A 26,991-nucleotide genomic window follows, 5' to 3' on the forward strand; every position below is an offset into this window, starting at 1 on the left:
CGGTTCAATGAACCGCCCGTTTTTTTTGCCATCAACCCAGCCAGGGATTGTCCGCCAGATGCCGCGCTTCAAAGGCTCGGATCTGCTCGGTGCGTCGCAGCGTAGTGCCGATGGCGTCCAGTCCCAGCAGCAGCGATTGTTTGCGCAACTGATCGATCTCGAATCCGATCTGCGTGCCGTCCGCCAGCTCGATGGTCTGCTGCGCCAGGTTCACGCTGATCCGCGCGGTCTCCGGGACGCTGATTGCCTCGGCTACGCGCCTGAACTGCGCGTCGTCCAGTTGAATCGCCAACACGCCGTTGCGCTGGCAGTTGTCGTAGAAAATCCCGGCGAACGTTGTGCCGATCAAGGCCCGGATCCCCACTTGCTTCAAGCCCCACACCGCGTGCTCGCGGCTCGAACCGCAGCCAAAATTGGGGCCGGTCACCAGAAACGCTGCGTCCTGCCAGGCCGGCTGGTTGAGCACGAATTCCGGGTCGGGTTCGCCGGACGCGAGAAAGCGCAAATCGAAGAACAATCCCTTGTCCAGTCCCTGACGATCGATGCCCTTGAGAAACTGCTTGGGCATGATCACATCAGTGTCGATGTTCGAGGCCAGAAACGGCGCGGCGCTGCCGCTGACAGTGTCGAAAGGTTGCATGGTTCAAGCCTCCAGCGCGAAGTTGCGCACGTCAGTCAAATGTCCTGTGATCGCAGCGGCAGCCACCATCGCCGGGCTCATCAGGTGGGTGCGCGCACCGGCGCCCTGACGGCCTTCGAAGTTGCGATTGGTGCTGGACGCACAGCGATCACCCGGCGCGAGCACGTCGTCGTTCATTGCCAGGCACATTGAGCAGCCGGATTGTCGCCATTCGAAACCAGCGTCGAGAAAAATCTGCGCCAGGCCTTCTTCCTCGGCCTGATTGCGCACCAGCGTCGAGCCAGGAACGATCATCGCCCGCACGTGGGCCGCCACACGCTTGCCGCGCACCACGCGGGCGACATCGCGCAAGTCTTCGATCCGCGCATTGGTGCAGGAACCGATGAAGGCATGGCTGATCACCACATCGCTCAGCGGCATGCCGGGCTTCAGGCCCATGTAATCCAGCGCCCGTTGCAGGCCCTGACGCAGGATCGGGTCGGGCTGGCGGGCCGGATCCGGCACGTGTCCGCTGACTGGCGAGGCCTGATCGGGGCTGGTGCCCCAGGTCACCATCGGCTCCAGCGCGGCGACATCGAGGCTGACTTCGCGATCGAACACCGCGCCATGGTCGCTGTGCAGGGTTTTCCATCTCTCGATGGCCTGCTCCCAGGTCTTGCCCTTGGGCGCACGCGGCTTCAGTTGCAGGTAAGCGAACACCTTGTCGTCCGGCGCCATGAACGCACCCCGGGCGCCGGCTTCGACGGCCATGTTGCAGATGGTCATGCGCGCCTCAACGCTGAGGGCGCTGATGACCGGGCCGGTGAATTCGATGGCGTAGCCGGTGGCGCCGGACGCGCCGATCTTCTCGATCAGCGCCATGATGATGTCCTTGGACGTGACGCCGGCGCCCAGCTCGCCGTTGACGGTCACCCGCAGGGTTTTCAAGCGTTTGTAGACCAGTGTCTGCGTCGCCAGGAGGTGCTCGATTTCCGAAGTACCGATGCCGAAACCGAAGGCACCCAGTGCGCCGTAAGTAGTGGTGTGGCTGTCACCGGCCGCGACCACCATGCCCGGCAAAATGAAGCCTTGTTCCGGCGCCACGACGTGTTCGATGCCCTGGCGCTTGTCCAGCACATCGAACAGTTCGATGCCGAAGTCGCGGCAGTTTTCTTCGAAGTACGACACCTGTCGCGCCCCCCCGGCGTCAGGCATGGTCGCGATGCGTTTCGGTGCGGTGGGGTTCACATGATCGACCACCGCCAGCGTCGCCGCAGGCCGCCAGACATCGCGTCCGGATTCGCGCAGACCGCTGAAGGCTTGCGGGCTGGTGTATTCGTTGGCGACCTGGCGGTCGATGTAAAGGAGCACATGGCCCTGATCGTCGAGGGTGCAGACGGTGTGGCTGTCGATGTGCTTCTGGTACAAGGTTCTGGGGCTGGGCATGGCTTGCGCTCTTTTCTGTCCGGGGCAAAAACAACATGGGGACAGAATATTGATCGCAGAAATGCCATCAAGAGTGCTTTGGTGAAGCAGTTAAACACGAACCGTGAGCAATGGCCTCAGCCCTTTGCGCGCATTCCGCGCAGCGGATCGTCCAGTAATTCGAACTGCTCGGCCATGAAATCGATCAGCATCCGCAGCGACGGCAGCATGCCCTGACGGCTGGCGAACACCGCGTAGATCATCTCCGTGCGCGGCGCCCAGTCGGGCAGCACCACCGCCAATTGGCCGCGCTCGATGAAGTCATGTACCAGCGACATCGGCATCTGCGCAACGCCCACGCTGTCGATGGCCGCGCAGCGCAGCATCGGCAGGCCTTTGGTGATCAACTGCGGGCGATGCTGCAGGGTGAATTCGGAACCGTCCTGATGAAACAGCGTCCAGCTGTAAACCTGCTGCGGGCTGCCGTGGTGAGCGCTGGGGAAGCGCGACAGGTCTTCCGGCTCACGGGGTTCGCCCAGCCGGCTCAAGAGTGCAGGGCTGGCGACCAGGCATTGCGGTCGCTGCGACAACACCCGGCTGACCAGCTCGGAATCCTGCAAGGGCGGCGGCCGCACCCGCAACGCCAGATCGACGCCTTCGGCCACCACGTCGACTTGCCGGTCGCTGGCCTCCAGATGCACTTCGACGCGCGGGTGCATGGCCATGAAACGCGTGATGATCCCGCCGACGCATTCTTCCAGCAGCGTCGTCGGACAAGTCACGCGCAACACGCCGCCCGGCTCGGCGCGGGTCATGGCAATCGCAGCTTCGGCGGCCTCGGCCTGTTTCAGCATCGCCCGGCAATGGTCGTAGTAGGTCTGGCCCAGCTCCGTCACCGAGAAGTGCCGGGTGTTGCGGATGATCAGGCGCACGCCCAGACGCTCTTCGAGCAAGGCAATGCGCCGGCTCAGGTTGGACTTGGGAATCCCCAGCGCCCGCGCCGTCGGCGCAAAGCCACCGTGGTCCACCACCATCACGAAGTAGTGCAAGTCATTGAGGTCTAGCACGGGGCGAGATTCGCTTGAAAAGGGACGCCAACTATACAAGCCCGATTGTCCATTGTGTGGGAAGCAGCGGCCCGTTTTCGGTACTGGTGGCCGATGTCGGGTGAACCGTAGATTGCGCCGTCTGAGCCTTGCACACACTGGATGTAGAACTTGAACAAACTTTGCGAGATGCAATCGTTCGTCATGGTGGTCGACACCGGCAGTATCACCGAGGCAGCCCGGCAACTGGGCACCGCCAAATCCATGGTCAGCCAGCGGATTGCGCAACTGGAAAAACGCCTCGGCAGCATCGTCCTCGAACGTGGGCGGCAGGCTCGGCTGACCGAGGCCGGGGAGGTGTTTTATCGTTATTGCGTGCGGATTCTGTCGGAGGTCGAAGAGGCCGAAGACGCGGTGCTGGCCTTTCAATCGAGCCTGCGCGGCAGCCTGCGACTGGCGGCGCCGATGGCGTTCAGCATTCGTTACCTGACACCGATCCTGTCGTCGTTCGCGGTGCGCTATCCCGAGCTGCGGCTGGACATCGAATTCGACGACCGCCACGTCAACCTGCACGAAGAACGCTACGACGCGGCGATCCGCATCGGTGAGTTACCGGACTCCTCGCTGGTGGCGAAAACCATTACCGCCAATCGCCACATCATCTGCGCCAGTCCCGATTACCTGGCCGCCCATGGCACGCCGCAAACCCCGCAGGAACTGTCCGAGCATTTCGCCATGCTCTACGTGAACCGCGAACCCCACGGCATGTGGACGTTGCCGGTGAACAATGCGCTGGAATCGTTTCGCGTGCGCTGCCGGATGCGCACCAATAACGGTCATCAACTGATGGAAGCGGCGAAGGCCGGCATGGGGCTGGCGATTCTGCCGACGTTTCTGGCGGCGCAAGCTATCGTGGACGGTGAGCTTCAGGAGGTGCTGGCGCCTTACGCGCCCCGGGGCGGGAATATTTCAGCGGTGTATCGGCGCTCCCAGCGGGCTTCGCCGAAGTTGCAGGCGCTGACCGATTTTCTTTGCGAACAGATCGGCAGTCCGCCGGTGTGGGAGCAATTGCTCGCGGCCCATTCGGCCGGTTGAGCCGTTCGGGAAAAGCGAAATCGCGATTCGTTTTTCCCCGGCTTATGAGCCCTCGAACCCTTCAATAAGCTCTTCCTCAACAGGCGCGCTTTGACGCCTGACAGGGAAGAAACCGATGAACGATACCCTTGTAAATTCTACCCGGCGTGCCCCGGTCGATGTAATCGTGGTCGGCGGCGGCTCCGCCGGCGCGGTGCTGGCCCGTCGTTTGAGTGAAAACGTCCGGCGCCGGGTGCTGTTGCTGGAGGCGGGCCAGAGTTTTGCCCCGGGCAAGTACCCCGAAATCGTCGCCAGTAGTGATGTGGTCGGCGCCAATGGCAATCGCCAGTTCGAGTGGGGTTACACCTCTCGGCCGGGCTACGTCGAACACCCGATTGGCGCGTTGCGCGGCAAAGTGCTGGGCGGCAGTTCGGCCATCAACGGCGCGGTGGCGATCCGCGCCCGAGCCACGGACTTTCAGCGCTGGAATCTGCCGGGCTGGAGCTACGAAGAGTTACTGCCCTCGTTCAAAAAACTGGAAAACCACAGCGGTGGCGCCAGCGCATTGCATGGCCACGAAGGGCCGCTGCCAGTGCGTCAACTCGGCAGCGCCGACGTCACGCCGATGCAGAAAGCCTTCATCTACGCCACGGTCGCCAACGGTTACCGGATGATCGACGACTTCGACGGCGCGAATGCCAACGGCGTCGGCCCGTACCCGATGAACATCGTCGATGGCGTGCGGGTCAACACCGGCATGGCTTACCTCACGGACGAGGTGCGGGCTCGCGACAACTTGCAGATTCGCGCCGACAGCCTGGTGGACAAGGTGCTGTTCGACGGCAAACGTGCAGTGGGTGTGCAACTGGCGAATGGCGAGCAATTACGCGCCAACGAAGTGATTCTTTCGGCGGGCAGTTACGGCAGCGCGGCGATCCTGCTGCGCTCCGGCATCGGCCCTGGCGACGATCTGCGCGCACTGGACATTGAGCCGGTCGCCGAATTGCCGGTCGGGCAACACCTCGCGGATCACCCGTTCTACTACAACGCCTACGCCGCCAAACCCGACTTGATCGGCCGTCAGTCGCCGGCCATCGGAGCCAAGCTCTGGACCCACAGCCGCAGCGCCGAACATGGCGATCTGGACATTCACATCACCGCGACCCACCTGTTCCCCCATGACCAGAGCCCGACCCAGGTCGGTTTCGTGCTCGCGGTGGCGCTGACCCGGCCGCTGTCCCGGGGCAAGGTCACGCTGGCCAGTCGCGATCCTTTGGTGGCGCCGAACATCGATCTGAACTTCCTCGCCGAGCCCGTGGATCGCCAGCGTCTGCTGGACGGTATTCGTCTGGCGCGGCGGATCGGGGCGACGGCGCCACTCAAGGGTTTGATCCATTGCGAACTGAATCCGGGGCAGGGCAACGACTCCGACGACGCCTTGCTAGCCAGCGTCAAAGCCACGCTCGATACCTATCACCACCCGACCTCGACCGCACCGATGGGCCGGCCAGGAGATGCGCACGCGGTGGTCGACCTCGAAGCCCGAGTGATCGGCGTGCAGGGACTGCGGGTGGTTGACGCCTCGATTTTCCCGGACGTGCCGTCCGTTGCCACCAACCTCACCGTGATCGCCACCGCCGAAAAAATCGCCGGTCTCTACGCCTGAATCCAAGGAAGTTTTCGCCATGAACAACACCAAGGTTTTGAACTGGATCGACGGCCTGTGGCTGGATTCCGGTGACTACAAAGACTCCATCAACCCAGCGACTTATGAGCTGATCGGTCGCTACGCCGAAGGCGGACTGGCCGAAGCGCAGCAAGGCATCGACGCCGCGCAACGGGCCTTCACGCACACCCCATGGAAAGAAGACAGTCAGCTGCGCGCGCAGGTGCTGCTGGAACTGGCGGAGGTCTTCGAACTCAACGCCGCCGAGCTGATCGACACCCTGGCGTTGGAGAACGGCAAGATCCGTCCCGAGGCTGCATTCGAAGTCGGCATGGTGCCGTCCAAATTGCGCTATTACGCCGCCCTGGCCCGCACCGAGTATGGCCGCGCCGCGCAACCTCGGCCCGGCAAGATCTCTCTGGTGATCCGCCAGGCCGTCGGAGTCGCGGGCATCATCGTGCCGTGGAATTCGCCGGTGGTGCTGATGATCCGTTCGCTGGCGCCGGCCCTGGCCGCCGGTTGCACCACGGTGATCAAGATGCCGGGGCAGACCGCGCAGACCAACGCGCTGGTGGCGCGGATCATGAGTGAAACGCCGTCGTTGCCGCGTGGTGTGATCAACCTGTTCAGCGAGCAGGGCGCGGCCGGTTCGATCCATCTGGTGGAGTCGCCGAAGGTGCCGGTCATCAGCTTCACCGGCAGCACCGGCACCGGTCGGGCGATCTCGGCGGCGGGGGCGCAACACCTCAAGCGCTTCGGTCTGGAACTGGGCGGCAAGACGCCGATGCTGGTATTCAACGATGCCGACCTCGACGCCGTGGTGCCGACGCTGGTCAAGGCGCTCACGGTGTTTTCGGGGCAGTTCTGCATGACCGGTTCGCGCCTGCTGGTGCAGCGCGACATTGCCCACGTGTTGACCGAACGCCTTGCCGCTCGACTTGAAGCGGTGCGCGTCGGGCCTGCGGCGGATCCGGCCAGCGACATGGGGCCGCTGATCGACAAGGCCAACGTGCAGCGGGTCAATCAGGTGGTGGAAGAGGCGATTGCTGCCGGTGCGCAAGTCATCGTGCGCGGTGGGCCGGTGACTGACGGGTCGCTGGCCAAAGGCGCGTTCTATCGGCCGACGCTGCTGCGGGTCAACGATCCGGAGATGGCCATCGTCCAGCGCGAAACCTTCGGCCCGGTGCTGACCCTGCAGGTGTTCGACAGCGAAGCCGAGGCCATCGAACTGGCCAACAACAGCGAATTCGGTCTGGCTGCCAGCGTCTGGACCCGCGACATCGACCGCTCGCTGCGGGTCGCCCGTGAGCTGGAGGCCGGCACGGTGTGGGTCAACGACTGGGCGGTGGTCTACGACGAGTTCGAGGAGGGCGGCTTCAAACAGTCGGGGCAGGGGCGTTTGAACGGTGTGGGGGCGATGGATGATTTTGTCGAGTACAAACACATCGCGCTCAATCCCGGTCGGCGTCAGGAGTGACCCTGATGCGATTATCCCGACCGTGGATCGTCGCGCTGCTGGCGGGGGCGCTTAACGCGTCCCCGGCCTATGCCGCTGGCGGACAACCGTTGACTTTCACAAGGACTGATCCGGTGTCACAGGACAAACTCTACGACGCGCTGCTGGATGCGCTTTACGCCACGTTCGGCAAGCATCCAGGCTTTCGTGCAACCCACGCCAAAGGTCTTTTGGTGAACGGGACTTTCACCGCTTCACCGGCGGCGGCGACCCTCAGCCGTGCGGGTCATTTGCAGGGGAAACCGGTGCCGGTGGTGCTGCGGTTCTCCAACTTCAGCGGCGTGCCGGCTACGGTGGACGGCGATCCGATGGCCAGCCCGCGCGGGCTCGCGGTGCGTTTCAAACTGCCGAACGGTGAGTTCACCGACATTGTCGGCCATTCGTTCGACGGTTTTCCGGTGGCCACGCCCCTGGAATTTCTCGGTTTCCTGAAAGGCATCGCTGCAACGGTCGCCACACCGCCGGATCCGCAGCCGTTGCAGGCTTTTCTGGCAGAGCATCCGAGGGCCAGGCACTTTCTGGAAACGCCGAAACCGGCGCCCGTCAGCTACACCAGCATCGAATACTTCGGTGTGAATTCGCTGGTTTTCAGCAACCATGAAAACCTGGAGCAGATCGTTCGCTATCGCATCGAACCGTTAACCGGCCAATCGCTTATCAGCGACCAGCAAGCCGCAAGTATGCCAGCCGACTACTTGCAGGACGAACTGACGGCACGACTGGCGAAGGGCCCCGCGCAGATGCGCTTGATCGTGCAACTGGCAGCGCCGGGCGATGTGATTGAAGACGGCTCGATCCCGTGGCCAAGAAACCGCCGCGAAGTCGAGCTGGGCCTCTTCACCCTCGATTCGCTGGTGCCCGTCGAAGACCAGCAAACTGCCCAGCAACGCCTCGACTTCAGCCCCGGCCGATTGCTCGACGGCATCGCCCTGAGCCGCGACCCGATGACCCTGGCCCGCGACCGCATCTACCAGCGCTCCGTGCTGCGGCGCCAACAACCATGAGCCGCGAGGCTGGCGCCCGCTGGAAGCAATGGCTGGTGTCATGGCTGGTCGTGTGGCCGCTGTCGGTGTCCATGCCGTGGGCACTGGCGGCGCTGCTGGAACTGGCGGACCTGCGATTGCCGGGGTGGTTGTTCAAGATGCTGGTGGCCGGGTTGATCTCGTTCAACATGGTGTATTGGCTGATTCCGCAGAGTTCGCGGTTGGTGGCGCGGTGGCTGGTGCGTTAAGCGGTCCGGACCTTACTCGGTGGCGTCAAAAGCCTCGTGGTAGCTGACGACACCGACCGGCAATTCTCCGTCAAACGCCAGCGCCTGAAAGTATTCCGCCGCAATCCCCGGCAACTCCAGACCGGCATGGGCCTTGAAGCCAAAACGCCCGTAGTAGCCCGGATCACCAAGCACCACGCAGCCAACGCCGCCAATGCGCTGCAATTCCGCCAGCGAGGCTTTCATCAGCGCCGAGCCGATGCCTTGCTGCTGGCGGGTCGGGGACACGGAGATCGGGCCGAGCCCGTACCAGCCTTGAGCGCCTGAGGAAATCGTCACGGGGGAAATGGCGACATGGCCGACCACCGTGTCGTTCTCCACCGCCACCAGCGAAACGCTTAGCTGGCCGGCGCGGCGCAGGGCGTTGACGATGAATTGTTCGGTGTGGCTGGAGTGTTCTTCGTGCTGGAACGCGGCTTCGGTCAGTCGTGAGATGGCGTCGAAGTCTTCGGGGCGTTCATTGCGGATCGTGATGTTATTGCTCATTCGTTCTTTGGTGTCCCGGTCGATCAGGGTTCGAAGGGTTTCGAACAGGGGATCGGCATTGGTGTATTGCTTGCCGTACGCCAGGTTGAAACCGTAGTCGAAGTCTGGCGGATTCCGGCCTTGTGTGTGTTGTAAAAGTGTTTCCAGTTTGTCTAGCGCTTTTACGGCTTTGGCTTCGGGGGAGCGGGCGTTTTCGTAGTCGTCCCAGAGTGCGAGGATTTCGTTTCTCAGCGCGTCGTTCAGTGAGCGGGTGAGCAGCAGCAAGTCGTTGCGCTCCTGTTCGCCCTTGTCGGGAAAACCGGCTTGATCGACCGCCGGAATATCTCCGTTGATGGCTTCGCCGAGGTCATGGATGACGCACATTTTCAGGACTTTCAGCACGTCCAGCCCGGCCAGGTCATCGGCGAACACGATCGCCATCAGGCACAGGCGCCAGCTGTGTTCTGCGGTGCTTTCGTTGCGACCGGAGGACGTGTGTGCGCTTCTGAGGACGTCCTTGAGCCGTTCTGCTTCACGCAGGAATTCGAGGCGTCCCTTGATTTTTTCGAGGTTCATACAGTGGCCGGGATTAAGAGTGCAGGGCTCAAAGCCTAGGCCCGGCCTCGATCATCGTCCACGCATAAAATATGCGGCGCGCGGCCTACAGGGTTTCCACCAGCCGTGCAGCGGTGCCGTCCGAAAGTGCGATCCGCGTCCAGCGGCACAGGCTTTCGCGGATGGGCACGAGGTTCGAGTCGTTGCGGCCAGTGACAAATTCCAGTGCCGGCGGCGCCGGGACTTCTCTCCAACCGGTGTCATCGAGCGAGGACTCTCTGTGCTGGATTTCCGCTGTCGCAAAGCGCCACAGCGATTGCCCCAGCAGATCGCTCAACGGACTGCTGAACTGTGCGGCGCGGGCCGGGGAGCAGGCCAGCAGGCGATGGGTCAGGTCGCAGACCAGGTGAACCGGGCGCGCACTGTCCGTGACCAGTCGCGCGAGGGCCTGATCGGCGGCGCTGTCGAGTCGTGCCGCGAGCAGCCGTTCGAGCTGAAGATGCGCGTCCGGGTCCATCGCCTGAACGCCGCTTTCCCAGCGGGAAATCGTCGACTGGGTGACCTTGAACAACTCGGCGGCATGGCTCTGCTTGACGCGGTGCAGCACGCGCCAGCGGCGCAGGGCGATGCCGGGCAGGCTGGGCTTCAACAAGGTGTCGGACATGGCGATGGATCGCAAAAGGAATGCGGGCCGACAGTCTGAAGATTGTCGGCCCGTGCTGCAAATCGACGCGATATCAGGTCATTCCGGCAGTTTGGCAATCACCTTGATCTCGAATTGAAACCCGTAAAGCCACGTCACGCCGACCGCTGTGATGGTCGGATGCGGCGCCTCGCCCCAGAACTCCGGCACCACTTGCCAGATGGTTTCAAAGGTGGATTGCGGGTCGACCATGAACACCGTCACGTCCACCACGTCATCGAAACTGGCGCCGGCCGCGCCGAGAATCGCGTTGAGGTTGGTGAAGGCCAGTCGCACCTGTTGCTTGAGATCCGGCTCCGGCGAGCCGTCCTCAAGGCTGCCGACCTGACCGGAAACGAACAGAAAACCGTTGGAACGAACGGCCGGCGAATAACGATTGCGCTCGTAAAGGGCATGGCGTCCAGGTGGAAAAACCACGTCGCGTTTTGGCTGGGCATGGGTCATGAGGTGTCTCCTTCAATGGGTTGAAACTTGCGATGGAGAAACTCTAGGGGCTTGCACCGGCACGATAAACGCGCAACCTTGGCGATCACTGTTTGCAAATCCCAAACAATCGAGCCGCTATCAGAGGTGGGATATGGACCGTTTTGACGCGATGCAAGCCTTCGCCCGAGTGGTGGAGGCGGGTAGCTTCACCAAGGCCGCCGACACCCTGCACATGAGCAAGACCACCGTGACCCAGCTCGTCCAGCAACTGGAGGCGCGCCTGCGAGTGAAGTTGCTCAACCGCACCACACGCAAGGTCAACGTAACGGCGGACGGCGCGGCCTATTACGAGCGGGTGATCAAGTTGCTGGCGGACATGGACGATGCCGAGACCAGTCTTCCCGGCGCGGCGGCCCAGCCCAAGGGACGCTTGCGGATCGATGTGCCCAGCCCCTTGGCCAATCTGATTCTGGTGCCGGCGCTGCCCGAGTTTTACGCGCGTTACCCGGAGATCCAGATCGACATGGGCGTCAGCGACCGGATCGTCGACATCATCGATGAAAACGTCGATTGCGTGATCCGTGGCGGGGAGCTGCGTGATCAATCGCTGATGGCCCGGCGGGTCGCCGATCTGCAACTGGGCGTATATGCCGCGCCCGGTTACCTGGCCCGCGCCGGCACCCCGATGCATCCCCGTGAGCTGGAAGACAGCCATCATCGGGTGGTCGGTTTCCTCTGGGCTCGCACCGGCAAACCGGTGCCTTATGCCTTGCGCAATGAGCACGAAGACTTGCAGATCAAGGGCCGCCATGTGCTGGCGGTCGATGACGGCAATGCTTATTTGTCGGCGGGCCTCGCGGGGCTGGGTGTATTGTGGTTGCCCAAATACATGTCCAAGGCACACGAGGCGAGCGGCGCGCTGATCCCGCTGTTCGAAGACTGGCAGCTCGATCCGATGCCGCTCTACGTCGCGTACCCGCCGAACCGCCACATCAGCCGCAAGTTGCGGGTGTTTATCGACTGGATCGCCGAAGTGATGGCCCGCCACGCACCGGTCATGGATCGCTCAGGTTCGCCAGCAACCACTCGGTAAAACTGCGGGCCATCGGATCGTTTTCGCTGTCGCGGTGGGTCAGCAGCGCCCAGTTGGGGCCGCGAATGGTCTCTTCGACCAAGGGCTGCAACAGCCCGTCGGCCCGGGCCTTGCGGCTGAGCAATTGGCTGACCAGCGCGATGCCGAGCCCACCGCATGCCGCGTCCAGCAGCAAACCCGGATCAGAGAAATTCAAACCCTGATCCTGCTGGCCGACATCAATCCCCGATTCCACCGCCCAATGACTCCAGTCCATTTCCCGTTCGCCGTGCAGCGTTGTCCGCTGCGCGCTCTGCACGCTCAGCAGGCTCGGATGACACGCCGGGTAGAGGCGGTCGGCATGCAGCACCTTGAAGCTGCATTCAGCCTGCGAACTGATGTCGTCGCGCACCGCCAGATCGATGGTCTGGGTCGCCATGTCCGGCACTTCATCGGTGCTGAAAATCCACAGATCCACATTCGGATGCTGACGACGGAAATCCCCCAGCCGTGGCAGCAACCAGTGCCGGGCAAACGCCGGCGTGGTGTTGAGCACCAGTTGATTGGGTTTCTGGTACTGCCCCAGTCGCCGGATGCCCACCGACAGTTGTTGCAGCATCGCTTGGGTGGTGCTGAGCAGGTCGTGGCCGGCGTCGGTCAGAGCGACGCTGCGCCCGCGGCGGAAAAACAGTGGCTGTTCCAGATACGCCTCAAGGCTGCGGATCTGCTGGCTGATGGCCGATTGCGTGAGGCTCAGCTCTTCGGCGGCCTTGTGAAAACTGCCCAGCCTTGCGGCGGCTTCGAATCCGCGCAATGAGCTGAGGGGTGGCCAGTGTTTCAGCATGATCGATAAGTTCCTCTAATCAGTTTTCCGCTAAATCCATCGTTTGTTTGCCCGTAAGGCCGCCATTAGCATGCACGTCAACGCCGCCAAGGCTGTTTTTCATTGAACACAATGGCTTAACTCAAAGGGCTTTTTACCATGCAGCAGAACAAAAACAACAACAGCGGTTGGATGATGCCGGCAGAGTGGGTGACGCACGCGGCGACCTGGATGGTCTGGCCACACAACAAGGCCCTGTGGGAGTCGGGCTGGCGCGTGACCTTGCCGTTGGTGCAGGAAGATTTCGCCCGCGTCGCCAACGCCATCGCCCGGTTCGAGCCGGTGAAAATGGTCGTCGATCCGTCGGCCATCGCCCGCGCCAAAGCCTTGTGCGGACCGAACATCGAACTGATCCCGTTGGCGGTCAACGACAGCTGGTGCCGCGACTCCGGCCCGAGCTTCGTGGTGCACCCGGAGCAAGGTCTGGCCGGGGTGAGCTGGCGTTTCAACGCCTGGGGCGGCAAATCGGCCCATGATCTGGACGAAAGCCTGGCCCGTCGCGTGCTTAATCACCTGGGCGGCGAGTGCTTCGGAACCGCGCTGAGCAACGAGGGTGGCGCGATCCACGTGGACGGCGAGGGCACGTTGATCACCACCGAATCGGTGCTGCTCAACCCCAACCGCAACCCCGGCGTGAGCAAGGCCGAGATGGAAGAAATCTTCAGTCGCCTGCTCGGCGTGAAGAAAACCATCTGGCTGCCGGGCGATCCGGATTACGTCACCGGCGACATGACCGACGGCCACGTCGATGGCGTCTGCGCCTTCGCCCGTCCCGGCGTGTTGCTGGTGGATGCGACTCACGATCGCAGCTCGGTGTACGCCGAGGTCGTGCGGGAAAACCGTCGCGCACTGGAACTGGCGACCGACGCTCAGGGCCGCAAGTTCGAGCTGATCGAGCTGTACGAAGCCACCGACGCGGTAGACACCGAAGCCGAAGTGTTCTGCGCCTCGTACACCAACTTCTACATTGCCAACGGCGCGATCATCATGCCGGCGTACGGCATCGAAGCCGACCATGGCGCGGCAGAAACCCTGGCCAAGACGTTCCCGGGCCGCGAAGTGGTGCCGGTGCAGATCAATCATCTGGCCCACGGTGGCGGCGGTGTGCACTGCATCACCCAGCAACAGCCAGCCTGGCCGGTGGAGGGTTGATCGATGACGCTGCTGAAAGTCGCCACGACCCAGATGCCGTGCACCTGGGACCTGAAAAGCAACCTTGATCGCGCCGAGCAACTGGTGCGTGAAGCGGCCGCGCAGGGCGCGCAAATGATCCTGTTGCAGGAGCTGTTCGCCACGCCGTATTTCTGCATCGAGCAGAGCCACCACCATATGGCGCTGGCCGAGGAGTACCGCGACAGTCAGGTGCTGTCGCGCTTCGCCGCGCTGGCCCGTGAACTCGGCGTGGTGCTGCCGTTGAGCTGGTACGAGAAGGCCGGCAATGCCTACTTCAATTCCCTGAGCGTGGCCGATGCCGACGGGCGTTTACTGGGCGTGTACCGCAAGACCCACATCCCCAACGCCATCGGCTATCAGGAGAAGGAATATTTCAGCCCCGGCGACACCGGTTTCAAAGTCTGGGACACCGCGTTCGGCCGCCTCGGCGTGGGCATCTGCTGGGATCAGTGGTTCCCGGAAACCGCCCGCTGCCTGGCCTTGATGGGTGCTGAAGTGCTGCTGTTCCCGACCGCCATCGGCTCGGAACCGGGCTGCGCGGATCTGGATTCGCGCGACCACTGGCAGATGACCATGCGCGGCCACGCCGCTGCGAATCTATTGCCGGTGATCGCGTCCAACCGGGTTGGCCGTGAAGTGGCGGGCACCGATGCGGCGCTGCAAATGAATTTCTACGGCTCGTCGTTCATCTGCAACCACAAGGGAAAAATGCTTGCCGAAGCCGACCGCGCCAGCACCGGCGTACTGGTGCAAAGCCTGGATCTGGCCGCCATGCGTGAAGATCGCCTGAGCTGGGGCATCTATCGCGACCGCCGTCCGGAAATGTACGGCGCATTGCTGAGCCAGGACGGCCGTCACCTTAACGCCCGCTGGAATCCTCAAGGAGTCTGATATGCTTACTTCATACAAGTGGTTGCTGGGCGCTCTGGGCCTGGCGCTGGCCGGTCTGATGCCTGCCGTGCACGCCGAAGACAAGACCCTGCGGCTATACAACTGGGCGGATTATTTTGCCGAAGACACGCTGACCAAATTCACCGCCGAAACCGGGATCAAGGTGATCTACGACGTGATGGACGGCAGCGAAACCCTGGAAGCCAAGATGCTGTCCGGCGGCAGCGGCTACGATCTGATCTTCCCCGGCGACACCGTGGCCGAACGCCTGATGCGCGCCGGCAGCCTGTTGCCGCTGGATCCTTCGAAAGTCACGGCGATGAACGACATTGAGCCGGGCCTGCAAAAACTGCGCAGCCATTACGAGCATTCGAACAAGGCTACGGTGCCCTACACCTGGGGCACCATCGGCCTGACTTACAACGCCGAGCAGATCAAGCAGCGCATGGCCGATGCGCCGGTCAACAGTCTCGACATGCTGTTCAAACCGGAACTGGCGGCCAAATTCGCTGATTGCGGGATTTCGATGATCGACTCGCCGGACGAAGTGCTGGCCGTGGTGCTCAATTATCTGGGCCGCGACCCGCGCAGCGCCAAGCCTGCGGATCTGGCGGCGGCCAGTGACTTGCTGATGAAACTGCGGCCGTATATCCGCAAGTTCCAGTCGCAACCGGTGACCGATCTGGTCAACGGCAACCTGTGCCTGTCCCTCGGCTACAGCGGCGACATGACCCAGGCCCAGCGCACTTCGGACAGCGCCGGCAAGCAGACCCGCTTCCAGTACCGCGTGCCGCGCGAAGGCACCACGGTGTGGATGGACACCATGGCCATTCCGGTCGATGCCAGACATCCGGAATACGCCTACGAATTCATCAACTTCGTGATGCGTCCGGAGAACATGGCCGCGATCAGCAATTTCACCGGTTACCCGACCTCCAACGCCAAGGCCCGGCCAAGCGTGGACGAGGCGATGCGCAACAACCCGGACATCTACCTCGACGAAGCGACCTATGCTCGTCTGATACCGGGCAAGGATATTCCCCAGGCCGACATGCGCGCCCGCATGCGCACCTGGACCAAGTTCAAGACCGCCACTGCCAAGTGATTTTTCCGGGCTGCTTTGGCAGCCCCTTACACATCAGGAACGTACACATGCCGACTCGTCGCGAGTTCATCAAACAGGTTTCAGTCGCCGCCGGCGTAGGCGCTGCCGTCATGGGCTTCGGCCTGTCACCGGCGCGCGTACTGGCGGCCAGCGAGGGTCGCTGGTTCATGCCCGACGAGGGCGACAAGCACGAACGCGCCTACATGGCCTTCGGCGCGCAAGACGCGATCTGGGAAGACTTCACCGAAGACGTCCAGGAAGCGCTGGGGCGGATCGCCCGCGCCATCGCCCGCTACGAACCGCTGACCATCTACTGCCGCAGCGGCGAACGCAGCCTGGCCGAAGAGATTTGCGGCACCTCCAACATCACCTACCAGATCGCCAACCTCGACGACATCTGGATGCGCGACATCAGCGCCAACTTCGTCATCGATGACAAGAATGGCCTGGGCGCGGTGGACTTCAACTTCAGCGGCTGGGGCAACAAGCAACAGCACTCGAAAGACGCGAAGATCGCCAAGCGCGTGGCGGCCGATGCGCAGGCGACCTACCAGCGCAGCGAACTGGTGGGCGAGGGCGGCGGCATTGAAGTCGATGGCCACGGCACCGCGATCATGACCGAAAGCTGCTGGGTCAACGAAAACCGCAACCCCGGCTGGAGCAAGGCCGACGTCGAGGCTGAACTGAAAGCGCGCCTCGGTTTGCGCAAGATCATCTGGCTACCGGGCATCAAGGGCAAAGACATCACCGACGCCCACGTCGATTTCTACGCGCGCTTCGTCACGCCCGGCGTGGTGATCGCCAACCTCGACACCGACCCGCGCTCCTACGACAACAAGGTCACCCTGGCGCACCTGGAAATCCTGAAAAAAGCCACCGATGCCGATGGTCGCCAATTGCAGATCCACACCGTGTCGCCGCCGCTGAAACCGCGCAAAACCAAGTTCAACAAGGACAACGACGACTTCGCCGCCGGTTACATCAACTACTTCGTGATCAACGGCGCGGTGATCGCCCCGGAGTTTGGCGACAAGGACGCGGACAAGAAGGCCTTTGACCTGCTGAAGAAGCTCTATCCGAACCGCGACGTGGTGCAGATCAACATCGACGCTATCGCGGCCGGTGGTGGTGGCATTCACTGCGTGACCAGTCACCAGCCGGCGTAAGGCTGAGCCTCAGCGGAAACGTTGAGGCAGGGCCTCGGCAAAGGGATAGAAGTCGAACCACGGTTTGGCTTCTTCGATCACCCGACTGAATGAAGGGCGCTGCACAAGCCGTTCGAAGTAGGCGCTCAGGCGCGGTTGCCCGGCGGCAAACGGCACCAGCGTGCTGGCGTAAAACAGGGCCGGCGCGGCGGAGCAATCGGCCAGGCTGAAATCCGCGCTGGCGATCCATTCGTTGTCGGCCAGTTGCTGTTCGAGCATGCCGTACGCTGTCGCCAGGAGCGCCCGCTGACTGTTCAGGTCGGCATTGGCGGACTGGATGCGGTCGGCGACGATCTGCTGCATCGGCGTCATCACGTAATGGTCGAAGAACCGGTCCCACAAGCGCACTTGCAGGGCGGTATCCCAGTCATCGGGAATCAATCGGCCAACCCCGGCGTGATAGTGATCCAGGTATTCGATGATCACGCTCGACTCCGGCACGTTTCTGTCCCGCTCGTGATCGCGGATTACCGGGAATTTGACCAACGGCCAGATCGCCTGAAGTTCAGCCCGCTCGGCCTCGCTGGAAAGGTCGATCGTGTGCTTTTCAAACGCGACACCGTGCTCGTAAAGGGCGATCAGCACCTTGTGGCAATACGAGGACAGTGGATGGTAGTAAAGGGTCAAGGGCATGGCTCGATTCCTCGAGGCAGTGAGCAACGCATTATGCACTTCGACGATACCCTGCACACCCACCCGTTTTTGCCCGGCGCGATTGATTTCCGGGCCCGGCAGGGATTCGAGGTGATCGACATCGAGGCCGATCCGGTGTGGCGCTCGACGCACATGCAACACCGTCTCAAGCCGGGTGAAAGCGCAGGATCCGTGCCCCGTCATAAGGATCGGTGAGGTAGTGCGCCTTTACCCCGAAGGTCTCTCGCAGACGTTGCGATGTGAGGACGTCGAACGGTTTGCCCAGCGCCACCAGGCAGCCTCGTTCGAGTACGGCCAGGCGATCGCAGGTCAGGGCCTGATTTAGATCGTGCAAGGCAATCAGTGTCGTTACCGGTAGTGCCTGAACCACCTTCAGGATTGCCAGTTGATGCTGGATATCCAGGTGGTTCGTAGGCTCGTCGAGTAACAGAATCTGTGGTCGCTGGGCCAGGGCGCGGGCGATGTGGACCCGCTGGCGTTCGCCTCCCGACAGGCCGCGCCAGGCACGCGAACTCAGGTGGGTGGCATCCACGTCGTGCAAAGCCTGACGGACGATAGCGTCATCCTCGGCGGACCATGGACGCAGGGCGGAAAGCCACGGTGTGCGTCCAAGAGCAACAGCGTCGAACACCCGGATCGCCTCATCCGTGTCGGCCTGCTGTTCGACCACTGCCAGGTTTTGCGCGATGGTGCAACGGGACATTCCCTCCAGCGGCTGCCCGTCGATTTGAACCTCGCCTGCCGCCGGGACGCGCAATCCTGCGAGCAATTTGAGCAGGGTGGATTTACCCGAACCGTTCGGCCCGACGACGCCCAGCGTCTCGCCCCGCTGCACGTTCAGATGAATGTCGCGCAGCAGCTCGGCGTCACGTACCTTGAAACCCAGGCCTGAACAGCTCAATACGCAGACGGAATTCACCGGGCACTCCTCCGGCCAATCAAAATCATCGCGAAAACCGGCGCACCTACCAGGGCGGTGACCACGCCCACGGGAATCACCTGGCCCTTGATCAGGGTTCGCGACAGCACATCGGCGGCAATCAGAAACAGCGCGCCGCCCAGTGCACTCGCCGGTAACAGACGGGTGTGACCGGTTCCTAGCAGCAGACGCGCGGCGTGGGGAATCACCAGACCGACAAAACCGATGGAGCCGACAATCGACACCATCACCGCCGTCACCAGCGCTGCGCACCCGATCAACAGAAACTGCACCCGCCGCACCGGGACGCCAAGCGATGCGGCCGAATCGGCACCAAAGGTAAAGGCATCCAGCGCCCGTCGATGCCACAGGCACACCGCCAGACCCGCCAGGGCCACCGGCACCGACAGCCAGACCGCGGGCCAACGGACGCCGCTGAGGTTGCCCAGCAGCCAGAACATGATGCCGCGAGCCTGTTCGGAACTGGCGGATTTGGTGATCAGGAACGCCGTCAGGGCGTTGAACAGCTGTGAGCCGGCGATCCCGGCCAGAATGATCTGGCCAGTGTTGCGCGAAGATCCGCTGGTGCGTGCCAGCAAGGTCACCAGCGCAAACGCCGCGACCGCCCCGACGAAGGCGCCCATCGACAGCGAAACCAGACCGGCCCCCACACCCAGCAACGCCACCAGCACCGCACCGGTCGACGCGCCGGCGGAAATCCCCAACAGGTACGGATCGGCCAGCGGATTGCGTAGCAACGACTGGAGGATCACCCCGCAGGTGGCCAGCCCCGCGCCACACGCGGCGGCGACCAGAGCGCGGGTCAGGCGGTAGTTCCAGACGATGCCTTCATCGATGGGATCGAGTGGATAACCGGCCGCCCATATTTTGTTGGCCAGTACTTGAAACACCACTGTTGGCTCGATGGCTGTTTCGCCGATGGCCACGCCGGCGATCAAAGCTATCAGCAGCGTTGCAAAGGCCAGCAGGATGTGGATCAGACGTGTCGTCATTTCGGCAGTTCATAGCCGTCGATGGCGCTGGCCAGTTGTTCCAGGCCGTCGAACATCCGCAGACTGGCCTGCATGGCCATGGCGTCGAGGATGATGATGCGGTTGTTCTTGACCGCATCCATGTTGCGCGCGACGGGATCGGAACGCAGGAATTCCAGTTTTTTCTGCACGTCATCCGCCGGGAAGCGGCGACGGTCCATGCGTGCGATCACCAGAAATGTCGGGTTGGCCTTGGCGATGGTTTCCCAACCGACCGTTGGCCATTCTTCATCGGACTGAACGACGTTGCGCACCCCCAGGGTGCTGAGCAGGAAATCGGGAATGCCTTTGTGACCGGCGACAAAGGGGTCGGTCTCGATGGAAGAACTGGAGAACCAGACCAGTGCACTGGTGTCCTTGAGGCGCTTGTTCTGCGCCGTGGCGACGGACCGGGCGAGGCTGGCCTTGAGTTCCTCGTTCAGTTGCCGGCCACGCTCCTGCACGTCGAAGATTTCGGCCAACTGGCTGACGCTCTTGTAGAGACTGTCGATGCGAAACGGTGCCAGGCGCGTGCCGTCGGCGCCGACCAGGTTGTCCTTGGCTTCGCAATCGGAAGGCATGAGATAGGTTGGGATCTTCAACTCGTGAAACTGCTCGCGGGTGCCGACCGCGCCCTGCGGGCCGACCATCCATTCCAGCTCGACAGCGACCAGCTCCGGACGCTTGCCGATCACGGCCTCGAAACTCGGCTCGTTGGCAGCCAGACGTTCGATCCGGTCATTTTGCGCCTTGTACCGGGGCAATACGTCGTTGAACCATAGCGAGGTGCCAACGACCTTGTCGCCCAGGCCCAGCGCATAGAGCATTTCGGTGCCGGCCTGGCCAATGGTCACGGTACGCGCGGGGGCGTGCTGGAAGGTGAGGGTGCTGCCGCAGTTTTCGACCGTCAGCGGGTATCGGGTCGGGGCTGCCTGGGCCAGGGCGCACAGGCCGAGTCCGGTGATCAAAGCAGTGAGGCGGGCCAGCAGCATGATGCAATCTCCGTTTGAACCGTGACGGCAGGGTTCGGAAACACATCATCGGACACTGCTGAAAACACAGTGCAACGCCGGACAAGCAAAAGGGGCGCACGCAACGATGTCCTTCCCGGACACCCCGCCGGTTAGTGAATACTCTGGCCGGCAGGTCTCCTGACTGATGCGTCGTCGCCAGGCTCCAGCCTTCCCGGATTCGATCCAGTGGCAGTCCAGGAGCAGGCTCGGCATCTACAGTTGCGGGGGCAGTTCCGTTTGACGCCGGGGAAGGCGTCTCGGATTCCCTATTAATCCCATTTGGAAACCGGCGGCGGCATGGTAGTCGATCATGCCGCTCAGGGGGAGCCCGATCGCAGACTTTCAGTGTACGGGCTCAGCGCCCGTGCGCAGTGGCCGCCAATTGCTCGGTATCGACCCGGACAAACACCGAGTCACCCACAGCGGTCAGCACATCCCCGGCATACACCTCACAGATCACTCGGGTTTTGCGCCCGACCTCACCTTCGACCCGGGCCTTGAGTGTCAGCGGCACGCCCATCGGCGTCGGCTTGATGAACTTGATGCCGAGGTTGCCGGTGACGCAGTTGATGCGTGGCAGGCTTTCGGGTTCGCGTTGCTCGGCCCGGTAGTGCCAGGCCATTGCGGTCCAGTTGGAATGGCAGTCCACCAACATGGCGATCAGCCCGCCGTAGACCAGTTCCGGCCAGCCGCAGTATTTGGCTTCGGGCACATGCTCGGCCATGACGTGCACACCGTCTTCATGCCAGAAGCTCTTGATGTGCAACCCGTGAGGGTTGCGGCTGCCGCAGCCGAAGCAGACGCCCTCGGGAGCGGCAGTGTCTTGCAGGGAAAGGTCGGGGGTGGCCATGCCGGAATCATCCTTAAACTGTAAACCGAACCGGACGGATTCTAACCCCGAATGTTCAACGTGAGGATTGCTCCTTCTGTTCGGGTTGCCGAGGATCGGTCAGGAGTTGTTTGCGGGTCTTGGAGTGGTTCGGCAACTGCTCGCTGATGTCCCAGATTTCCAGCATTTTCGCGTATTCGAAAGCGTGGCGCGGGCTGAGCTGAATCCACTGCTGGAACGCCTGGCGTTCTTCAGCTGTGCACGTGTCGTCCTGCAGGCGCAGGCACCAGTGCGCTGCCTGGTTCAGGATTTCTTCATCTGCGTCGTTCATTGACGGTTTCCACGATGGCCGGAGAGGGCACTTTATGCTGTTGCTTGCAAAAAAAACGTCAAAACGTGATGGAGATTTAAACGCAACGTTTGCATTTGACGGACAAAAAACGCCGTATACGGACAGATCGCGCCATGATTTCCGGCCTTCTTCGATTTGTCATATTCCGTCACATTTCAATGCAGATAGTGGGCAGCCCAACGTGTTTCCCGTGAGGTTGCCCTGTGTTTCAACGTCTTGTGTGTTCGCTGTCCCTGTTGAGTCTGTCCATTGCTGCCGCCCAGGCCGCCGTCCTCGATACCCCGCGTCTGGCGGGTATCGACAACTTCCGGGATATCGCCGGAACCACCACCGTCTATTCCACGGCCCATGACGGCACGATGCGCGCCGGAGTGTTTTACCGCTCCAATGCCCTGACGCCAACGGCAGTGGATCTGACGACTCTCAATGGCCTTGGGATCAAGGCGGTGTACGACCTGCGCACGCCGAGCGAAATCGCGGCCACGCCGGACACGATGATCAGCGGGGCGACCTACCAGAACATCGACATCATCGGCAGCACCACGTCCGGCTCGAACATCACCACGGTGTCGTTCAAAAGCGCCGCCGATGCCGTCGCGATGATGCAGGAAACCAACCGCGCCTTCGTCAGCGACGCCGGTATGCGAAGCCAGTTCAACGTGCTGTTCAACGAACTGGCCGGCGTCGACGGCGCCGCGCTTTTCCATTGCACCGCCGGCAAGGACCGCACCGGCTGGACCGCCGCCGTGCTGCAAAGCATCGCCGGGGTCGACAACGCGACGATCATGAGCAACTACCTGGCGACCAACGATTACACCGCCGCCCGCGTGGCAAAGACGCTGGCGATGATGCCGCCGAGCATGGCCGCGGTCTATGCGCCGCTGCTGGGCGTCGAGGCCAGTTACCTGCAAGCGGGTCTGGATCAGGTGACCGCGCAATACGGCAGCATGGACAACTACCTCAAGCAGGGGCTGGGTCTGTCCCAGGAAACGATCTATGTGCTGCGCGGCAAAATGGTCGAGTACAACAGCCTGCCCGGTCAGGCAGGGCTGATCGGCAACGCCGCCGCCGGCGCGCAACTGTTGCAGGAATTGCAGAACAGCAAACTCTCGGGCACCTACAGCGCCTACAACTACTACCTGCAATCGGCCATCGACGCCGGCACCCTCGGCGGCGTCGAATCCACAGTGGGCGGCCAGGTACACGCCGATGCGGCCAGTTACCTGCTGCGTCAGAACGCGATGATCGAGCAGGCCGCGGCGCCGTTCGCCAGCGGCACCGATCTCAAAGTCGGCCAGTACCGTTTGTGGAGCACCGTGCTTGCCGGTTATCTGGGCACTGACGGTTCGGCCCATGTGCGAAGCAGCAACGAACACAGCCAAGGCCTGATGGTTGGCGTCACTCAACGTTTCTCCGAACAACTCAGCGGCCGTGGCGGCATCGGTTACAGCAAAGGCTCGGTGGGTGGTGCCGGCGGTGAGGCTGACACCGACTTCACCTACTTCAATCTTGGCGCCCGCTATGGCTTCACCAATCTTGAGCAAGGTCTGTTCGCCGACGCGAGCATCAGCGCCGGTTACGTGGATTACGACAGCAAACGCGATCTCGGCGGCGGCCTCGGTTCAGCGAAGGGCGACACCCACGGCAATCTCAGCGGCGCCACGCTGGCGCTGGGTTATCGTCTGCCGATGAGCACTGTGATTGTGGAACCGAGCCTCGGCGTGCGGGTCAGTCGTCTGGACCTGTCGGGCTTCCAGGAGAAGGGCAGCGAACTGGCCCTTGATGTTGATGGCATCCAGGAAAGCCGCCGCAGCGCTGTGGCCAATCTCGACGTTTCGTTTGCGCCAGTGGCGGTGGGCGCATGGCAACTGGTGCCGGGCGTTCGGGTCGGTTACGAGCGTGTGCTGGGCGATCATCAGGTCGACAGCGAAGGGCAGCTGCTGGGGCTGGATATCGAACAGCGCGCGGCGTTCGACAATCGTGATCAGTTCAGCGGGGGGGTGAATGTCATGGCCAGCCTCGGCGCCCTGAGCGTGGGTGCTGAGATCGGTGCCACTGGTGGAGGCGACAGCCACGGTTTCAGCGGTGCGCTCAAGGCCAGTTATCAGTTCTGAGTGGCCGGAAGATGAAAAGGATTGCGTCAGCGCAGTCCTTTTCGCATCTCTGCAGGGCTCACGCCGTAGGCATCCTGAAAGTATTGGCAGAACCGGCCGACGTTGCTGAATCCGTATTGCAGGGCCACGTTGGTCACCGATGAAGACGGGCCTCGTTTCAACGCTTCGCAGGCACGCTCGAGCCTTACCTGACGCTGGTAGGCCACAATCGAAGTACCGACAAACCGCCGGAAACCTTCCTGCAAGGCACGCAGACTGACGTTCACCAACACCGCCAGATCCGCTCCGCTGAGCAACTGTTCGGGATGCGCCTGAATGTACTCGATGGCCTGTCTGACATGCCGAGGCGCAATCATTCCTTGGGGACAGCGCAAGGCCTGAGTGAAATTGTGCGGCCAAGCCTCCAGCACCGCGTCCACCAGCATTTCCCGCAGACGCGACGGCATCAGCGAACCGGCGTTCAGCAACTGATCGAATTCCGCGCCGGTAGCCAGATCGATCAGTGCCCGAATGCCCTGAAACGCCGAATTGCTCAGATCAACCCTTGGCTCGAAATGCAGTTTCTGCACGATCGGCCTGCCCAGCAGCGTCGACAACCGTTCAGTGAGCGCGGCGCGGCTGATCGACATGCCGTGCTGGGCGTGATTGTCGACGAAGCGCATCGAACGCAGATCCGCCTTGTCGATGGCCAGCCCGACATCAGTCAGCCCCACGAATTCATGGTTGAAAATGATCTTGCCGGCGGTGGGAATGACAAAGGTGATTTCGTCGAACGGCTCGGGGAAGGCAACGGTGAAATCGCCCCGGTAATGCATACGCCGGAAACTCACGCCTTCGTATCGGCCGTAAACGCCGCCGATGATGATGTCCTTGGGCGGCGCTGGTGTATCGCCATAACGGTTGCCGAACATTCGCGAGAACAGCGCGCCGAAATCGTCGCTGGCCATGTTGTCGGATCGCAGGATGATGGACTGGCGCGTCGGGGTCGAGTACACCGGGAGAGTCACCTTGGCAGTCGGGGCGCTGAGGCTATCAAGGCAGAATGACGGCTGTATGACAGCGCTCGATGCTGTGCCCGAACGCCGGGCACAACATCGAGTAAAGCGGTTTCAACTGTGATGAATGTCCCGGTCCTTGGTTTCCGGCATGAAGAAGATCCCGAGAATCGCCGTCATCACCGCAATCACGATCGGGTACCACAAGCCGTAGTAGATATCCCCGGTGGCCGCGACCATCGCGAACGCCACAGTCGGCAGGAACCCGCCGAACCAGCCATTACCGATGTGGTACGGCAGCGAGATCGAGGTGTAGCGGATGCGCGCCGGGAACAGCTCGACCAGCCACGCCGCAATCGGGCCGTAAACCATGGTCACGTAGATCACCAGAACGGTGAGCAGGAGCAAGACCATCGGGTAGTTGGTCTTGGCCGGGTCGGCTTTTTCAGGGTAACCGGCTTCTTTCAACGCCGTGCCGAGGCTGGCGGTAAAGGCATCGTTGCGGGTCTTGAAGTCAGCGGCTGGCAGGGTGGTGCCTTCGAAACTCTCGATGACTTTGTCGCCGATGCGCACCTGCGCGACCGTGCCCGGTTCGGCCACCACGTTTTCATACGGGATCGCCCGTTTGGCCAGGATGGTTTTCGCCAGGTCGCAGGAACTGGTGAATTTGGCCTTGCCCACCGGATCGAACTGGAACGAGCACTGGTCAGGGTTGGCGATCACCTTGACCGGGTTCTTTTCCTGGGCGACGAACACTTCGGGGTTACCGTACTGGGTCAGCGCGTGGAAGATCGGGAAGTACGTCACTGCCGCCAGAATGCACCCGGCCATGATGATGCCCTTGCGCCCGATGCGGTCGGACAGGCTGCCGAAGATCACGAAGAACGGCGTGCCGATCAGCAGCGAACCGGCGATCAGCAGGTTGGCGGTCTGAGGGTCGATCTTCAGGGTTTGCAGCAGGAAAAACAGCGCATAGAACTGCCCGGTGTACCAGACCACCGCCTGGCCTGCGGTGCCGCCGAGCAGGGCCATGATCACGATTTTCAGGTTTTCCCAACGGGCGAAGGATTCGGTCAGCGGCGCTTTCGACGCCTTGCCTTCGGCCTTCATCTTCATGAACACCGGCGACTCGCTCAGTTGCAGGCGGATGTACACCGACACGATCAGCAGCAGGATCGACAGCAGGAACGGAATCCGCCAGCCCCAGGCCTCGAACGCCTCGGTGCCCAGCGCCGTGCGGCAAGCCAGAATCACCAGCAGCGACAGAAACAGTCCCAGCGTCGCGGTGGTCTGAATCCACGAGGTGAAGAACCCGCGTTTGCCCTTCGGCGCATGCTCGGCCACATACGTCGCCGCACCGCCGTACTCCCCACCCAGCGCCAGGCCCTGCAGCAACCGCAGGGTAATCAGAATGATCGGTGCCGCGACCCCGATGGTCGCGTAACCCGGCAGGAACCCCACAATCGCCGTCGACACACCCATGATCACAATCGTGATCAGGAACGTGTGCTTGCGCCCGATCATGTCGCCCAACCGCCCGAACACCACCGCCCCGAACGGCCGCACCGCAAAGCCTGCGGCGAAGGCGAGCAGGGCGAAGATGAACGCCGTGGTCTCGTTCACCCCGGCAAAGAAGTGCTTGGCAATGATCGCGGCGAGTGAGCCGTAAAGGTAAAAGTCGTACCACTCGAACACCGTGCCGAGGGACGACGCAAAGATCACCTTGCGCTCCTCGCGGCTGATGCTGTGGTTGGTGGGCGGCGCGCTGCCGGTGGACATGCTGTCGAGTACGGCCATGGGTGTTCTCCGTCGTGTTTGTTTTTGTAGGCCGGAGCACTTCATCAACGTTGCGTACCCGAGGCCTGTGGCGGATGCCGGATCAGGTGTTTCTTGGAGCGTGCACACAATCACCGCCCCGCGTGGGAGGGCGGGGTTTCATTGAGCATAATTGGGATTGGGGGGATATCCAGTAGGGGCGGTGGATGGAGAG

The 26,991-nt window shown here is 62.3% G+C and carries 26 protein-coding genes, 1 pseudogene and 1 riboswitch; of the genes and pseudogenes, 11 read left to right on the forward strand and 16 right to left on the reverse strand.

Annotation, left to right across the window (positions count from 1 at the left end):
- Positions 1-31: 31 nt before the first annotated feature.
- From leuD to CAF63_RS20845, 3 genes are all read right to left on the reverse strand, one after another.
- Positions 32-640 carry a 3-isopropylmalate dehydratase small subunit gene (leuD, locus tag CAF63_RS20835; protein WP_085688354.1) on the reverse strand — a complete coding sequence of 203 codons (609 nt, stop codon included), beginning with the start codon at positions 638-640 and terminating at the stop codon, positions 32-34.
- A 3-nt stretch (positions 641-643) separates the two neighbouring features.
- Positions 644-2,065, reverse strand: coding sequence for a 3-isopropylmalate dehydratase large subunit (gene leuC / locus CAF63_RS20840; RefSeq protein ID WP_085688356.1), 1,422 nt, complete (start codon positions 2,063-2,065; stop codon positions 644-646).
- Between the two features lie 116 nt (positions 2,066-2,181).
- A complete protein-coding gene (locus tag CAF63_RS20845; RefSeq protein ID WP_085688358.1) occupies positions 2,182-3,111 on the reverse strand; it encodes a LysR substrate-binding domain-containing protein in 930 nt (309 codons plus the stop codon).
- A 150-nt stretch (positions 3,112-3,261) separates the two neighbouring features.
- Between CAF63_RS20845 and CAF63_RS20850 the strand changes: the two genes are divergently transcribed.
- The 5 genes from CAF63_RS20850 (at position 3,262) to CAF63_RS20870 (ending at position 8,577) form a co-directional block, all read left to right on the forward strand.
- On the forward strand, positions 3,262-4,185 hold the full coding sequence (locus tag CAF63_RS20850; protein WP_085688360.1) for a LysR family transcriptional regulator: 924 nt from the start codon (positions 3,262-3,264) through the stop codon (positions 4,183-4,185).
- Between the two features lie 115 nt (positions 4,186-4,300).
- Positions 4,301-5,830: a GMC family oxidoreductase gene (locus CAF63_RS20855; protein ID WP_085688362.1), complete on the forward strand. Its 1,530-nt coding sequence runs from the start codon at positions 4,301-4,303 to the stop codon at positions 5,828-5,830.
- A gap of 19 nt (positions 5,831-5,849) precedes the next feature.
- Entirely contained in the window at positions 5,850-7,307 is a 1,458-nt protein-coding gene (locus CAF63_RS20860; RefSeq protein WP_085688364.1) for an aldehyde dehydrogenase family protein, read from the forward strand.
- A gap of 5 nt (positions 7,308-7,312) precedes the next feature.
- Positions 7,313-8,350 carry a catalase family peroxidase gene (locus tag CAF63_RS20865; RefSeq protein ID WP_085688366.1) on the forward strand — a complete coding sequence of 346 codons (1,038 nt, stop codon included), beginning with the start codon at positions 7,313-7,315 and terminating at the stop codon, positions 8,348-8,350.
- A complete protein-coding gene (locus CAF63_RS20870) occupies positions 8,347-8,577 on the forward strand; it encodes a hypothetical protein (RefSeq protein ID WP_085688368.1) in 231 nt (76 codons plus the stop codon). Before CAF63_RS20865 ends, CAF63_RS20870 begins: the two co-directional genes overlap by 4 nt.
- A 12-nt stretch (positions 8,578-8,589) precedes the next feature.
- Here CAF63_RS20870 and CAF63_RS29060 read toward each other — a convergent pair whose 3' ends face one another.
- The 4 genes and pseudogenes from CAF63_RS29060 to CAF63_RS20885 form a co-directional block, all read right to left on the reverse strand.
- On the reverse strand, positions 8,590-9,102 hold the full coding sequence (locus CAF63_RS29060) for a GNAT family N-acetyltransferase (protein WP_256574540.1): 513 nt from the start codon (positions 9,100-9,102) through the stop codon (positions 8,590-8,592).
- Positions 9,097-9,657 (reverse strand): annotated as a pseudogene (locus CAF63_RS29065) (HD domain-containing protein); the annotation flags it as partial. The pseudogene CAF63_RS29065 and the gene CAF63_RS29060, both read right to left, overlap by 6 nt.
- A gap of 85 nt (positions 9,658-9,742) precedes the next feature.
- Positions 9,743-10,300: a helix-turn-helix transcriptional regulator gene (locus CAF63_RS20880; RefSeq protein WP_085688373.1), complete on the reverse strand. Its 558-nt coding sequence runs from the start codon at positions 10,298-10,300 to the stop codon at positions 9,743-9,745.
- Between the two features lie 78 nt (positions 10,301-10,378).
- A complete protein-coding gene (locus CAF63_RS20885) occupies positions 10,379-10,783 on the reverse strand; it encodes a RidA family protein (RefSeq protein WP_085688375.1) in 405 nt (134 codons plus the stop codon).
- A 133-nt stretch (positions 10,784-10,916) separates the two neighbouring features.
- Here CAF63_RS20885 and CAF63_RS20890 point away from each other — a divergent pair, with 133 nt between their 5' ends.
- Entirely contained in the window at positions 10,917-11,858 is a 942-nt protein-coding gene (locus tag CAF63_RS20890; protein WP_085688377.1) for a LysR family transcriptional regulator, read from the forward strand.
- On the opposite strand, the gene CAF63_RS20895 is transcribed toward CAF63_RS20890, so the two are convergent.
- The gene (locus CAF63_RS20895) at positions 11,821-12,681 is read right to left on the reverse strand and encodes a LysR substrate-binding domain-containing protein (RefSeq protein WP_085688379.1); all 861 of its coding nucleotides are present in this window, start codon (positions 12,679-12,681) and stop codon (positions 11,821-11,823) included. The genes CAF63_RS20890 and CAF63_RS20895 overlap by 38 nt on opposite strands.
- A gap of 138 nt (positions 12,682-12,819) precedes the next feature.
- On the opposite strand from CAF63_RS20895, the gene CAF63_RS20900 reads away from it, so the two are divergent.
- From CAF63_RS20900 to CAF63_RS20915, 4 genes are read left to right on the forward strand one after another with little or no spacing between them, the layout of a single operon-like run.
- Positions 12,820-13,872, forward strand: a complete 1,053-nt coding sequence (locus CAF63_RS20900) for an agmatine/peptidylarginine deiminase (protein ID WP_085688381.1) — start codon at positions 12,820-12,822, stop codon at positions 13,870-13,872.
- A 3-nt stretch (positions 13,873-13,875) separates the two neighbouring features.
- The gene (gene aguB, locus CAF63_RS20905; protein ID WP_085688383.1) at positions 13,876-14,784 is read left to right on the forward strand and encodes an N-carbamoylputrescine amidase; all 909 of its coding nucleotides are present in this window, start codon (positions 13,876-13,878) and stop codon (positions 14,782-14,784) included.
- A 1-nt stretch (position 14,785) separates the two neighbouring features.
- Positions 14,786-15,889 carry an extracellular solute-binding protein gene (locus tag CAF63_RS20910; RefSeq protein ID WP_085688385.1) on the forward strand — a complete coding sequence of 368 codons (1,104 nt, stop codon included), beginning with the start codon at positions 14,786-14,788 and terminating at the stop codon, positions 15,887-15,889.
- A gap of 47 nt (positions 15,890-15,936) precedes the next feature.
- Positions 15,937-17,055, forward strand: a complete 1,119-nt coding sequence (locus tag CAF63_RS20915; RefSeq protein WP_085688388.1) for an agmatine/peptidylarginine deiminase — start codon at positions 15,937-15,939, stop codon at positions 17,053-17,055.
- 9 nt (positions 17,056-17,064) lie between these two features.
- On the opposite strand, the gene CAF63_RS20920 is transcribed toward CAF63_RS20915, so the two are convergent.
- From CAF63_RS20920 to CAF63_RS20950, 6 genes are all read right to left on the reverse strand, one after another.
- Complete coding sequence (locus CAF63_RS20920; protein WP_085688390.1) at positions 17,065-17,727, reverse strand: glutathione S-transferase family protein; 663 nt, start codon at positions 17,725-17,727, stop codon at positions 17,065-17,067.
- Positions 17,728-17,893: 166 nt separating this feature from the next.
- A complete protein-coding gene (locus CAF63_RS20930) occupies positions 17,894-18,667 on the reverse strand; it encodes an ABC transporter ATP-binding protein (protein ID WP_085688394.1) in 774 nt (257 codons plus the stop codon).
- Positions 18,664-19,680 carry an iron ABC transporter permease gene (locus CAF63_RS20935; RefSeq protein ID WP_085688396.1) on the reverse strand — a complete coding sequence of 339 codons (1,017 nt, stop codon included), beginning with the start codon at positions 19,678-19,680 and terminating at the stop codon, positions 18,664-18,666. The genes CAF63_RS20930 and CAF63_RS20935 overlap by 4 nt, the downstream gene beginning before the upstream one ends.
- Positions 19,677-20,690 carry an ABC transporter substrate-binding protein gene (locus tag CAF63_RS20940; RefSeq protein ID WP_085688398.1) on the reverse strand — a complete coding sequence of 338 codons (1,014 nt, stop codon included), beginning with the start codon at positions 20,688-20,690 and terminating at the stop codon, positions 19,677-19,679. The genes CAF63_RS20935 and CAF63_RS20940 overlap by 4 nt, the downstream gene beginning before the upstream one ends.
- Before the next feature lie 131 nt (positions 20,691-20,821).
- A riboswitch (cobalamin riboswitch) is annotated at positions 20,822-21,017 on the reverse strand.
- Between the two features lie 49 nt (positions 21,018-21,066).
- Complete coding sequence (locus CAF63_RS20945) at positions 21,067-21,561, reverse strand: PaaI family thioesterase (RefSeq protein WP_085688400.1); 495 nt, start codon at positions 21,559-21,561, stop codon at positions 21,067-21,069.
- Between the two features lie 55 nt (positions 21,562-21,616).
- Positions 21,617-21,871, reverse strand: a complete 255-nt coding sequence (locus CAF63_RS20950) for a DUF4880 domain-containing protein (protein WP_085688402.1) — start codon at positions 21,869-21,871, stop codon at positions 21,617-21,619.
- A gap of 224 nt (positions 21,872-22,095) precedes the next feature.
- Here CAF63_RS20950 and CAF63_RS20955 point away from each other — a divergent pair, with 224 nt between their 5' ends.
- The gene (locus CAF63_RS20955) at positions 22,096-24,006 is read left to right on the forward strand and encodes a tyrosine-protein phosphatase (protein WP_085688404.1); all 1,911 of its coding nucleotides are present in this window, start codon (positions 22,096-22,098) and stop codon (positions 24,004-24,006) included.
- A gap of 26 nt (positions 24,007-24,032) precedes the next feature.
- Here CAF63_RS20955 and CAF63_RS20960 read toward each other — a convergent pair whose 3' ends face one another.
- Both CAF63_RS20960 and CAF63_RS20965 read right to left on the reverse strand, forming a co-directional pair.
- On the reverse strand, positions 24,033-25,001 hold the full coding sequence (locus CAF63_RS20960) for an AraC family transcriptional regulator (RefSeq protein ID WP_085688406.1): 969 nt from the start codon (positions 24,999-25,001) through the stop codon (positions 24,033-24,035).
- Positions 25,002-25,115: 114 nt separating this feature from the next.
- Positions 25,116-26,798, reverse strand: a complete 1,683-nt coding sequence (locus CAF63_RS20965) for an MFS transporter (protein ID WP_085688408.1) — start codon at positions 26,796-26,798, stop codon at positions 25,116-25,118.
- Between the last annotated feature and the right edge of the window lie 193 nt (positions 26,799-26,991).

It is taken from the genome of Pseudomonas sp. B20(2017), assembly GCF_002113125.1.
Taxonomy (GTDB): Bacteria; Pseudomonadota; Gammaproteobacteria; order Pseudomonadales; family Pseudomonadaceae; genus Aquipseudomonas.